Source organism: Enterobacter cloacae complex sp. ESBL7 (assembly GCF_041679625.1).
GTDB classification, from domain to species: Bacteria; Pseudomonadota; Gammaproteobacteria; order Enterobacterales; family Enterobacteriaceae; genus Enterobacter; species Enterobacter asburiae_B.
This window is the reverse complement of the sequence record NZ_JBGORN010000001.1, coordinates 693395-705770: the sequence shown is the minus strand read 5'-3', so window position 1 is coordinate 705770 and position 12376 is coordinate 693395. Positions and strand designations below refer to the sequence as shown.

At 51.8% G+C, this 12376-nt stretch carries 10 protein-coding genes; 6 read left to right on the top strand and 4 right to left on the bottom strand.

Features of this window, described 5'->3' with window-relative positions; genetic code table 11:
* Positions 1 to 9 precede the first annotated feature (9 nt).
* Complete coding sequence (gene lrp / locus ACERY3_RS03410) at positions 10 to 504, bottom strand: leucine-responsive transcriptional regulator Lrp (RefSeq protein ID WP_000228469.1); 495 nt, start codon at positions 502 to 504, stop codon at positions 10 to 12.
* A gap of 544 nt (positions 505 to 1048) precedes the next feature.
* Here lrp and trxB point away from each other — a divergent pair.
* The 5 genes from trxB (at position 1049) to infA (ending at position 6872) form a co-directional block, all read left to right on the top strand.
* A complete protein-coding gene (gene trxB, locus ACERY3_RS03405; protein ID WP_058842107.1) occupies positions 1049 to 2017 on the top strand; it encodes a thioredoxin-disulfide reductase in 969 nt (322 codons plus the stop codon).
* 114 nt (positions 2018 to 2131) lie between these two features.
* Positions 2132 to 3898 (top strand): cysteine/glutathione ABC transporter permease/ATP-binding protein CydD, encoded by a 1767-nt coding sequence (gene cydD / locus ACERY3_RS03400; RefSeq protein WP_221702549.1) that lies wholly within the window; start codon positions 2132 to 2134, stop codon positions 3896 to 3898.
* Positions 3898 to 5619 carry a cysteine/glutathione ABC transporter ATP-binding protein/permease CydC gene (gene cydC, locus ACERY3_RS03395; protein WP_048979707.1) on the top strand — a complete coding sequence of 574 codons (1722 nt, stop codon included), beginning with the start codon at positions 3898 to 3900 and terminating at the stop codon, positions 5617 to 5619. The genes cydD and cydC overlap by 1 nt, the downstream gene beginning before the upstream one ends.
* 45 nt (positions 5620 to 5664) lie before the next feature.
* On the top strand, positions 5665 to 6369 hold the full coding sequence (gene aat, locus ACERY3_RS03390; protein WP_373225045.1) for a leucyl/phenylalanyl-tRNA--protein transferase: 705 nt from the start codon (positions 5665 to 5667) through the stop codon (positions 6367 to 6369).
* Positions 6370 to 6653: 284 nt separating this feature from the next.
* On the top strand, positions 6654 to 6872 hold the full coding sequence (gene infA, locus ACERY3_RS03385) for a translation initiation factor IF-1 (protein WP_002211347.1): 219 nt from the start codon (positions 6654 to 6656) through the stop codon (positions 6870 to 6872).
* A 171-nt stretch (positions 6873 to 7043) separates the two neighbouring features.
* Here infA and ACERY3_RS03380 read toward each other — a convergent pair whose 3' ends face one another.
* Together ACERY3_RS03380 and ACERY3_RS03375 are read right to left on the bottom strand one after the other, a co-directional pair.
* The gene (locus tag ACERY3_RS03380; RefSeq protein WP_373225044.1) at positions 7044 to 8570 is read right to left on the bottom strand and encodes an aryl-sulfate sulfotransferase; all 1527 of its coding nucleotides are present in this window, start codon (positions 8568 to 8570) and stop codon (positions 7044 to 7046) included.
* Between the two features lie 22 nt (positions 8571 to 8592).
* The gene (locus ACERY3_RS03375) at positions 8593 to 10146 is read right to left on the bottom strand and encodes a bifunctional UDP-sugar hydrolase/5'-nucleotidase (protein WP_373225043.1); all 1554 of its coding nucleotides are present in this window, start codon (positions 10144 to 10146) and stop codon (positions 8593 to 8595) included.
* Positions 10147 to 10268: 122 nt separating this feature from the next.
* Here ACERY3_RS03375 and ACERY3_RS03370 point away from each other — a divergent pair, with 122 nt between their 5' ends.
* Positions 10269 to 11543, top strand: coding sequence for a hypothetical protein (locus tag ACERY3_RS03370; protein WP_373225042.1), 1275 nt, complete (start codon positions 10269 to 10271; stop codon positions 11541 to 11543).
* Between the two features lie 144 nt (positions 11544 to 11687).
* Here the strand turns inward: ACERY3_RS03370 and ACERY3_RS03365 are convergent, their stop codons facing one another.
* Positions 11688 to 12140: a hypothetical protein gene (locus tag ACERY3_RS03365; RefSeq protein ID WP_058842115.1), complete on the bottom strand. Its 453-nt coding sequence runs from the start codon at positions 12138 to 12140 to the stop codon at positions 11688 to 11690.
* Between the last annotated feature and the right edge of the window lie 236 nt (positions 12141 to 12376).

The following is a 12376-nucleotide window of genomic DNA, read 5'->3' as shown; positions in this document are numbered from 1 at the left end:
TGTTCCGTGTTAGCGCGTCTTAATAACCAGACGATTGCTCTGTTTGACCTCTTCCATCACCACATATGTACGGGTGTCGTTCACGCCTGGCAGACGCAGCAGGGTTTCCCCCAGCAGCTTACGGTAGGCGGACATATCAGGCACACGGGTTTTCAACAGGTAGTCGAAATCACCGGACACCAGATGACACTCTTGAATTTCTTCAAGTTTTTGTACAGCGGCGTTAAATTGCTCAAACACATCCGGCGCACCACGATTCAGAGTAATCTCAACAAATACCAGAAGTGAGGCATCCAGATAATGCGGGTTCAGCAGAGCAGTATAGCCCTGAATGAAACCCTGTCTTTCCAGTCGGCGCACACGCTCAAGGCACGGCGTCGGGGAAAGTCCCACACGTTTTGAAAGCTCGACGTTGGAAATACGCCCATCCTTTTGCAATTCATTAAGAATGTTACGATCGATACGGTCGAGATCTTTGCCAGGGCGCTTCTTGCTATCTACCATTATTATTGTCTCTCTGTATTCCTTCCCTACTCCTGCCTGGACCCTGTGCACATCACTGTTCAGAGCCTGTACCCGTTAGTCATCACATCGCCTGGTTTTGTATTAGACGCGATGCGGATTCGGGTTCTGTTGGTAAGAAGACCGTTGCCCGAAGGCAGTCACCGACATCACGCATGGCGTCTGTCCACGCCATGCGTAGATTTCACTGACCCGGTAAAAATGGCATTTACGTGCATGCCTATGCGGCATACGGTTAACGCGGTTTTTTTTCTTCCTTGAATGTTTTCGCAAAAGCGCAGGGGATTGTCAAAGCAAAACATCGTTTTTTAGTACAACATGCCGGATATTCATTACGGCAGGGTATTAATCCTCATTTTATTGCCTTACAAACGACCGGTTTTCAGGCGAAAGCGTTATGTTATAGCGCCTCATTCATCGCCCGTGGCTATTACACAGATTGATATCAAAATTGCTGCGCTCTTTTTTTACGACAACAAATTCCCTACAATCCAGCCAAATGTCTGCCAACAACAATGGGGATCTCATGGGCACGGCCAAACACAGTAAGCTGCTAATCCTTGGTTCTGGACCTGCGGGATATACCGCAGCGGTCTATGCTGCACGCGCTAACCTGCACCCGGTACTCATCACCGGCATGGAAAAAGGCGGTCAGCTGACCACCACCACCGAAGTGGAAAACTGGCCAGGGGACCCGAACGACCTGACCGGGCCGCTGCTGATGGAACGTATGCACGAGCATGCCGCTAAATTCGAAACTGAAATTCTGTTCGACCACATCAATAAGGTCGATCTGCAGAACCGTCCGTTCCGCCTGACGGGCGACAGCGGCGAATACACCTGTGACGCGCTGATCATCGCCACCGGCGCCTCTGCCCGTTACCTCGGTCTGCCATCCGAAGAAGCGTTCAAAGGCCGCGGCGTCTCTGCCTGCGCAACCTGTGACGGTTTCTTCTACCGCAATCAGAAAGTCGCGGTCATCGGCGGCGGCAACACCGCAGTGGAAGAAGCGCTCTACCTGGCGAACATTGCCTCTGAAGTGCACCTGATCCACCGTCGCGAAACCTTCCGCGCGGAGAAGATCCTGATCAAACGTCTGATGGATAAAGTGGCAAGCGGCAACATCGTGCTGCACACCAACCGTACCCTGGAAGAGGTGACGGGCGACCAGATGGGCGTTGCCGGTCTGCGTATCCGTGATACCCAGAACACCGATAACGTCGAAACGCTTGAAGTGGCGGGTCTGTTCGTGGCGATCGGTCACAGCCCGAACACCGCGATCTTCGACGGTCAGCTGGAGCTGGAAAACGGCTACATCAAAGTGCAGTCCGGCATTCACGGTAACGCGACCCAGACCAGCATCCCGGGCGTGTTCGCGGCTGGCGACGTGATGGACCATATTTATCGTCAGGCGATCACCTCTGCTGGCACCGGCTGTATGGCCGCGCTGGACGCTGAACGCTACCTCGATGGGCTGGCTGAACAAACTAAATAATCTTTACAAGTCAGTAACAAACGTAAATAAAGGCGGCGATAAGTCGCCTTTATTGTCTCCCCGTTGTAACATTGCGCTGCCCAATTTCTAATAACGTCACCTGCAAAGTACGCAATGGAAAAAACCCGTCAACAAGAGTTAACACGCTGGCTGAAACAGCAAAGCGTTATTTCCCGCCGCTGGCTTACGATTTCCCGTCTCCTGGGGTTCGTTAGCGGTCTGTTGATTGTTGCCCAGGCATGGCTGCTGGCCCGCATTCTTAATCACATGATCATGGAGAACATCCCGCGCGAAGCGCTGTTGCTGCCTTTTATTGTCCTGATCCTGATTTTTATCCTGCGCGCCTGGGTGGTGTGGCTGCGTGAGCGCGTCGGTTTTCACGCCGGACAGCATATCCGCTACGAGATCCGCCGTCAGGTGCTGGATCGCCTTCAGGAAGCCGGGCCCGCGTGGATCCAGGGTAAACCGGCCGGTAGCTGGGCGACGCTGATCCTTGAGCAGATTGACGATATGCACGACTACTATGCGCGCTATCTGCCGCAAATGGCCCTTGCCGTCTTCGTTCCGCTGCTGATCGTAATCGCCATCTTCCCGGTGAACTGGATGGCTGCGCTGATTCTGATGGGCACCGCCCCGCTGATCCCGCTGTTTATGGCGCTGGTCGGCATGGGGGCAGCGGATGCCAACCGCCGTAACTTCCTGGCATTGGGTCGCCTGAGCGGCCATTTCCTCGATCGTCTGCGCGGCATGGAAACGTTACGCATTTTTGGCCGCGGTGAAGCGGAAACCGAAAACATTCGCCTGGCATCGCAGGACTTCCGTCAGCGCACCATGGAAGTGTTACGCCTTGCCTTCTTGTCCTCCGGTGTACTGGAATTCTTTACCTCGCTGTCGATTGCCCTCGTGGCGGTCTACTTCGGCTTCTCCTATCTCGGCGCGCTGGATTTCGGCCATTACGGCACGGCGGTAACCCTTTCTGCCGGCTTCCTGGCGCTGATCCTGGCCCCGGAGTTTTTCCAGCCGCTTCGCGATCTGGGAACCTTCTATCACGCCAAAGCGCAGGCGGTTGGCGCAGCCGATAGTCTGAAAACGTTCCTGGAAACGCCGCTGGCACACCCGGAGCGGGGTGACGTGACCCTGAATGCTAAAGACCCCGTGACGATTGAAGCGCAGGACTTTTCTATTCTGTCACCCGAAGGCAAAGTGCTCGCGGGTCCGCTGAATTTTACCTTACCTGCCGGACAACGGGTGGTGCTCGTCGGCACCAGCGGTTCCGGGAAAAGCTCGCTCCTGAATGCGCTATCCGGCTTTATGGCCTACACGGGTTCACTGCGGATCAACAAAACCGAACTGCGTAACCTCGATCCAGACGCCTGGCGTAAACAACTCAGTTGGGTAGGACAAAACCCGCAGCTTCCAGCCTCTACGCTGCGTGAAAACGTCCTGCTGGCGCGCCCGGACGCGCGTGAAGATGAACTGCAATCGGTGCTCGACCGCGCCTGGGTCAGCGAGTTTCTGCCGCTGCTCCCGCAGGGGGTAGATACCGTGGTCGGCGATCAGTCCGCCGGGCTGTCGGTCGGACAGGCGCAGCGCGTGGCCGTTGCCCGCGCGTTGTTGAATCCTTGTCAGCTGATGCTGCTGGATGAGCCCGCCGCCAGCCTGGACGCGCACAGCGAACAGCGCGTAATGGAGGCCCTGAACGCCGCCTCCCGGCAGCAAACCACCCTGATGGTTACCCATCAGCTGGAGGGGATTGCCGACTGGGACCAGATCTGGGTCATGGAGAACGGCCGTATTGTTGAGCAAGGCGATTACGCCTCTCTCGTTGCCGCCCAGGGACCGTTTGCCGCCCTGCTGGCGAACCGTCAGGAGGACATCTGATGCGTGCTCTGCTGCCTTATCTTGCGCTCTATAAACGCCACAAATGGATGCTGACGCTGGGGATTGTGCTGGCGATTGTCACGCTGCTCGCCAGCATTGGCCTGCTCACGCTTTCCGGCTGGTTCCTGTCGGCCTCGGCCGTCGCGGGCTTTGCCGGTTTATACAGCTTCAACTATATGCTCCCGGCTGCGGGTGTTCGCGGTACCGCCATCACGCGGACTGCCGGACGCTATTTCGAACGGCTGGTCAGCCACGACGCCACTTTCCGCGTGCTGCAGCACCTGCGCATCTACACCTTCAGCAAACTGCTGCCCCTCTCCCCTGCCGGGCTGGCGCGTTTTCGTCAGGGTGAGTTACTTAACCGTGTCGTTGCGGATGTCGACACGCTGGATCACCTTTACCTGCGCGTGATTTCCCCGATCGTGGGCGCGTTTGTGGTGATTGTGGTGGTCACGCTGGGGCTGTCTGTTCTGGATGTTTCCGTTGCGCTGACGCTGGGCGGGATCATGCTGCTGACGCTCATCATTCTGCCGCCGCTGTTTTACCGCGCCGGGAAATCCACCGGGGAAAACCTGACGCGCCTGCGCGGGGACTACCGCCAGCAGCTCACCTCCTGGCTTCAGGGGCAGGCAGAGCTGACGATTTTTGGCGCCAGCAAGCGCTATCGCGCCCGCATGGAAAGTACGGAGCTTAACTGGCATGAGGCCCAGCGCCGCCAGTCGGAGCTGACGGCCTTCTCTCAGGCGCTGATGATGTTAATCGGCGGCGTGGCGGTGATTGCCATGCTGTGGCTGGCTTCCGGCGATGTCGGGGGGAATTCACAGCCGGGTCCACTTATTGCCCTTTTCGTCTTCTGCGCGCTGGCGGCGTTTGAGGCGCTGGCCCCGGTAACGGGCGCCTTCCAGCATCTGGGCCAGGTGATCGCCTCTGCCCTGCGCATCACGCAGATTGCCGAGCAGGAGCCTGAAGTCACGTTCAGTGCCGGGCAGACCGCGGTACCAGAGCAGGTTGCGCTGACGCTTGAAGATGTCACCTTCGCCTATGACAAACAGGCGCAGAACGCGCTGGACGGTATTAACCTTTCTGTTAACGCAGGTCAGCGGATGGCGATCCTCGGCCGTACCGGCTGCGGTAAATCGACGCTGCTGCAGTTGCTGACCCGCGCCTGGGATCCGCAGCGCGGACAGATTCGTTTTAATAACACGTTGCTGACCGATTTCAGCGAGCAGGCCCTGCGCAAGACGGTGAGCGTCGTTCCGCAGCGCGTGCATCTGTTTAGCGCCACCCTGCGCGATAACCTGCTGCTGGCCGCGCCAGAGGCCTCTGATGATGCGCTTCGCGCCGTGCTGGAGCAGGTCGGGCTGCAAAAACTGCTTGAGGACGACGGGCTAAACAGCTGGCTGGGCGAAGGCGGCCGTCAGCTGTCCGGCGGTGAACTGCGCCGTCTGGCAATTGCGCGCGCGCTGCTGCACGATGCGCCGCTGATGCTGCTCGACGAACCCACCGAAGGGCTGGATGCCACAACCGAGAGCCAAATCCTTGATTTGCTGGCGAATGTCATGACCGGCAAAACCGTGCTGATGGTCACACACCGCCTGCGCGGACTGGCGAGTTTTGATCGGATAATTGTGATGGACAACGGACACATTATTGAGCAAGGTAGTCACGCAGAGCTGTTGGCGAAACAGGGTCGCTACTACCAGTTTAAACAGCGTCTGTAGACTATATTTGTAGCGTCCTTACTCGCGTACTGGAGTTTTGCTGTCATGCGCCTGGTCCAGCTTTCTCGTCATAACATCGCGTTCCCTTCTCCGGAAGGGGCGCTGCGTGAGCCCAACGGGCTGCTGGCCCTCGGCGGTGACCTCAGTCCCGCTCGACTATTAATGGCGTACCAGCGCGGTATCTTCCCCTGGTTTTCCCCCGGCGATCCGATTTTATGGTGGTCGCCCGATCCGCGTGCCGTGCTGTGGCCAGCGCAGTTTTACGCGAGCCGCAGCATGAAGCGTTTCCATGCGAAATCACCCTACCGCGTCACCCTCAATCACGCCTTTGGTCAAGTCATTGAAGGCTGTGCCGAAGACCGCTATGAAGGGACATGGATAACCCGCGATATCATTACCGCCTACCACCAGCTCCACGAGCTTGGCTACGCCCACTCTATCGAGGTGTGGGAGGGCGGAGCACTCGTCGGCGGCATGTACGGCGTGGCGCAAGGTACCCTATTTTGCGGCGAGTCGATGTTCTCTCGTGCGGTTAACGCCTCGAAAACCGCGCTGCTGGTCTTCTGCGAGGCGTTTGCCCAGCGCGGCGGACGCCTGATCGATTGTCAGGTGCTCAACGAGCACACGGCCTCGCTGGGTGCTGTTGAAATCCCGCGACGCCAGTACATCGAACATCTCGATACCAGCCGTCAGGAGAAGCTTCCGCGCGACTTCTGGATACCGAGAACGCTCTTTATGCCCAATGCCTAAATGTTTTCCGCATATTTTTTGTGAGGGTGTTATAATTATGCCGCAGAGTAGCTTCTGCCTGTTGCCCCGCCGCCGTTTGGGACCCTCGCTTCAGATAACGTCCTGACGTTTATCCTGTTGTCTCCCCTTTACGAATGCGCTTCCTGTTCGGTTGTACCGTGACGCTTGGGCAATGCGCCGAAACTGTTTTGCTGCGTTTTAATCGCGCAATTCTTTACTTAATTGATGAATTTCGGCATTATCTTGCCGGTTCAAAACTTGGTAGTGATACCCCAGAGGATTAGATGGCCAAAGAAGACAATATTGAAATGCAGGGTACCGTACTTGATACGTTGCCTAATACCATGTTTCGCGTAGAGCTGGAAAACGGTCACGTGGTAACTGCGCACATCTCCGGTAAAATGCGCAAAAACTACATCCGCATTTTGACGGGCGACAAAGTGACTGTTGAACTGACCCCGTACGACCTGAGCAAAGGCCGCATTGTCTTCCGTAGTCGCTAATTGTTTTCGCCTGTAATGGCAGATGAATATTAAATAAGGCCGGGATTTTCCCGGCCTTACTTTTTTGTGCTGCAGGTTATTATTTGAACAATTATTTTTGCCGTTCGATACAGCGTCAGGGCTGTCTGTTCGACAGCAATGCCCTTTTAATGGCTGTATCTTGCTATGCTATCAGCCGTTTGCCACCTGATAACCTATATTTATCAAAGCATCAAGCTCGTCTTTTGCAAACAACCTTGCCCGGTAGCATTCACCAGGGAACTCTGGATAGCCATCCATCGAGCAAATCAGATCGTAGATTGTGGCAATAATATGGCCTGTTGCATCGCTGATAAAGAAAGAGCGTGCGTGGTTGGTGTAGATGCCATAGTAGTCACCATAATCTATTGCTGCCCCCATAAAATCAGTGATCTGAGGAACACGATCGGAGGGTAACTGGATAATGCTACCTGCCTGGGTTGCTGTATTGGCGACGAGATCAACAGCATAGAACATGACTCTCGCAGGATCGGTTTTGTAAGAATCAGCCGTTGAATCACGTGTAATATCTCGAGTAACCGCATTGCCTTCATTATCAACGCAGGAGCGATTATCAAAGAGCGAAAGAACAAATTTTCCTTCAGTCTCATTTCTTAACCCAGCAAAAGCGCTATTTTTAGTGACGAATACGGTATGAGCGCCATTTTCAAAACTCTCAATACCGGAAGTATCTATCTGCGTAACGCCCTGTCCTGCTGCGAAATTACCGTTAAATCCCCCGGTATTAATACTCCATAATATCTTGCCGTCGGCAGGAGAAATACCAAACGTCAGGCCTGCAGAGCGAGTATGGACAACAATCGCTTCAGCATTTGCCTCACCCGCGGGGATCCAGGAAAGCGAGTTAAGGTGAGCATCGTTTGTGGGGCTATTATTCAGGATCTGAGTATTATCAAATGCACGAGTATAATTTTTTGCCCACAGCATCACGCCTGTCTTTTCATCAAATTTTAAAATTGATGCGTCCTGTCTCATCGTGTTGGTCGAACGGTCCGGGTTATCATTACCAATCATGAAAAGATTATCGGCGGAATCCCAAATCAGGTCGTGGGTGTTAGCATAGCGGTTACCATCGCGGTCACGTAAATCAAACTCCAGAATCTCGTTGCCCAAAATATCGATTTTGAAAAAGCGTCGCCCATACCAGTGTTCATCTTCATCACTGCCGATATAGAAATAACCATTATGCGTTTTCAGCATCTGATTACGGTAGGGCTGAGCATAATAGCAGCGAAGATCGCCGTTCCGGTCGTAGCCATCACAATTGGTAGTCATTAACCAACTGTTTCCCCATACGGTCGTGAAGTTAGCGGGATCCGTTTGCTCAATATCGATATGGAAAATCGTCCCATCGCGGTAGAGTTGTTCCTGTGTGCTTACCTGGATGGTTTGATTAAAAACTTCCACTCCGCTAAGGTTTTTAAAGACAACCTGCACCTGGTTAAGGTAGTTTGCATACAGTCCAATAACCGGGATTTTTATCTCAGGTAAAGAGACAATGTCATTTGAAGAATACGTAAAGTCTAAACTTGTCGTGCTAGTCGATCTTCCCAGTACCGTATAGGAATATGTTATCGCCTCATCAATTATAAACTTCAGATAGACCGCAAGCTGGTTGTTAGCAGGGGCGAGTTCCATTCCAAGATAGGTAATTGCCATATTATTCACCTGTTGTTAATTATTACTGTGTAACTTCTTTTACTCGCATCTCATTCACCTGTTGGGGAATGATCTTATTTCCTTTCACCAGATAATCAATAACCGCATTGGAAAGGTTATATCCACCTTTTACCTGTTTGTTCTGACCATCAATGAATGCAGTAAAGCCATCACCACCAGGGGCAAGGAAACTATTTGTCGCTACGCGATAGGTATCAGAGTCTACAATTGGCTTGCCATTAAGCGTAAGTAGCACAACGCGTTGCCCGACAGGTTTATGTTGGTCGTAGCGCATCTCCAGTCCTTTCGACATCTGCAAAACACCGTTAGTGAGTGACGCACTATGCTCCATAAGATTTCGTAAGGATTTCCCATTCAAATCCATTACGGTAAGCTCATTTGGAAACGGGAACGCGCTAATAACATCGCCGAGGGTTATCGGACCGGCATTCAAATCAGCCCGCAGACCACCTGAATTAGTGAGCGCCAGTTGCGCATCAGGCGCAGCAGCAAGCATTGCATCGGTAAATAAATTGCCCAGCGAAGATGATTCCCCGTAGGCGCGCGTAAGCGTAACAGGCGTCTCTCCAACTTTTTGGCGAACCGTTTCGGAGAGCTTTTTATTCCAGCTATCAATAACACTCTGAGTTGCCGGATCGGGTTTCCATTCATCAGCGTAAAGGGTTTTAAGCTCGAAGCTTTTTATTTTGTTGTGATGTTTTTTTAGATCCACATCCAGGACCAGCTTACCAATATCAACCCCACCGCTGTCAGTCGAAAGCACCAGCGTGTTACCTACTTTAAGCGGCTCCGGCGTCCCAACATGCGCATGTCCGGTAATCAGAATATCCAGTCCTTTCACCTGCTTCGCCGTCTGGATATCCTTATCAAGGGCGCGTTTGACATCAGTAGTGCCGATACTGGACTGGCGTGCGGGGAAACCTTCATGCATGAGTGCAACGGTTATATCTACTTTTCCACGTAGTTCATCCAGATAACGCTGGAGATATTTCACCTCGTCACGCGCTTCAATACCCTGACGCATTGACGATGAAACGGTATCATCGAAAGCGAATACGCCATGCAACCCCATGACCCCAATTTTAACGCCATCCTTTTCAAGGATTGCATACGGCTTATTCCAGAAAAGCACATTACTATTTTTATAAAACACGTTACCTAACAGTATCGGGAATTTAGCCTGACTGAGCTGTACCAGCGTATTATCCCAACCATGGTCGAACTCATGATTGCCGACAGACGCAGCATCAAATGACATTGTATTCATAATATCTATGATTGCCCGTCCTTTTGTCAGGCTGCTAATGTACGGGCCGGTAAAGTAATCTCCAGCATCGAAATAAAAAGTAGCCTTATTCTTTTGCTTTTCTTGCTTAACGTAAGTTGCAATGTTTGCGAAGCCACCGACAGCTCTTTTACCTTCTGCAACATAAGGGAGTTTATAGGGCTCAACATGTGCATGCAGGTCATTGGTATAAATGACGGTAACGTCCTGCGCTGGACTTAGCGAAGCATATCCCGATAGTAATAAAACCGCGATTACTGTTTTTTTCATTTTTTAACTCTCGAATTAAAGAAAGAATTTCATTATCGATTAGCAAAAAACAGATTTTGTGAACCTTCTCACGACATATGGAAAAGGGAGACGCGAAAATTTACGACTAACAGAATCAGTTGGTGAAGCACATGGAATCCGCTCCAAAAATAGATCTCAATGTTTGTAAAAGTTGGTCATGTCCAAATCTCGGAATACCAGATGCGAATGATTATGTTTTTCCTGTTTATCGTCTGGGCTACGCTGCTCTTGAATGTCAAAAATGTGGCAGTCTTCCTCCACTGTTTAATACAAAAGAATGTGACGAGTGGTTCAGTCAATTCATGCAACGAAAATTAGGACATACAGGACAAGGTTGTCCCCGCTGTTTTACAGCTCACATCATTCGCTATGGATACACAAAAGCCAGAACACCCCGCTTTCAATGTTGTAGCTGCCGTTATGTATTTACTCCTCACTATGACAATGCTGTAGGCCGGAATAAAAATATCACCCTTCTTTCCCAGCTCGAACAAGGGGTGCACTCTGGTGAAACGACAAACAAAAGGGTCCTTGCGCAAGCGGTTAACGGTTTCGAACACGATCTGCATGTTTCATTCCCTGCGCTAACAAGGGTGTCAACAACAACAATGGTTATACCGTTTCAGGGTCATTCTGCGAGGCAGAAACTGTATGTTGTAATCAGTGCCGATGCTGACTCCGGCAAAATTATTCAAGTAACAACCAACTATTGCGACTGGAAGGCAGGTGATTCATTGCTCTATCAGGGTTCTAAGTCTTTCCCTTCTTCGATACTACCGTCGAGCGATACCGATCTTATTCGGGAGCAAGAGATGCAATTTCTTAAACGGAGCCAATTTGATGAAATTCAGTACGGTAGTGCCGAGCTTAAGCGAAACGACCGGGGAAGCATGGTTCGTCCTGTCATTACCATACACAGTCATTTCCAGCGATTAAAACGACGCTTCCCGGGTGTAACCGATCATTATCTCGCCCATGAGTGCGTTTTGCGCGGCGGGGCTATAACGGCCTGGTCAACAGAAGTCCGACTTGGGAAAACCGATCTTTGGTTTGTGTCTGAAAATATTGAAAACGCCAACCTCTCTGACAAAGCATTTTGCCTTACTGGTAGCTGGAAAATGGGATGGTGGAAAAATGTGTGGCAGCGTTGGGATAATGGCGAGATATGCAAGATGATTGGCCTGCTGACCGGACAGCAAAGTACAGCGGAACCCGCGTTGATTTCACTTGCATCCTGCACTGCATTTGCTGTCTGGCTGAAATCCCATCCATGGTCATTACAGTGTCATAACTTTGGGGCGCGGGTAGTGAGCCAGCATTTAGTGGGTCTTGGCTGTATTTATAACCAACAGATAAAGGAAAATTCAGGCAGTTAAGGGCTACATAACGCGAGCTGTACGGCAGCGAACTGCACTATTTTATTGTCATCAAAAGTTATTAACATCTTCCTGTTACACCCACTTTTCCGAAGATTAATCCATTTGGCGTCAGAGGAACTCGCCCGACGCCTCGGATCGACGTCAGGAAATAATGTGAATTACCGTTTTTGCACTTTGAGGTGCAACGACATCTGCGGCCATCGAATGCGTTATGTCATGCAGCAGTCCCATCAGGTGCGGCAACATATCGCGGTCGAAATGCGATACCAGCAGTATGTGGTTTAACGCCCGACAGTAATCACACTTTGTTTCGGTATCTTCCAGCAGCCACTCTTTTTGTCGCGGTTGTTCCGCTTCGTCCTCAAATTCCACCACCTGAAAATCACGCATTGATTCTGTGAGGCCAGCTTTCATTTCTTCCAGATACGCACCCAGGCAGCGGCAAACGGGCTGCGTTTGTGGGAGTGATGTGCAGTCGAGGAGGATTTCAGTGAGCAGTTTGCAGCGCTCTGCAAGGGTTGGGAGATCGGGATTGAGGGAGAGTTCGCTATAAAGCTGGGAGATAGACTGGTTTTCCATAATCATAATTTCCATATTAGATGCTGAAAACTACCACCAGAAACGCCAACTTCGGGTGGCAGACTGAACCGGTTTGGCGTACCGACCATATGGAAAATCGGCGCTTCAAAAGAAGCCCCGGTTCAGCCCACCATATTTGAAGGTACGGATTATACCGCAGCTAACAAAAGAGTGAACGAAACCAGTGACATTGCTGTGAGCAACATCTTTCCATATGTGTGTAATCAGGACGCCAATCCTGACACCTGATT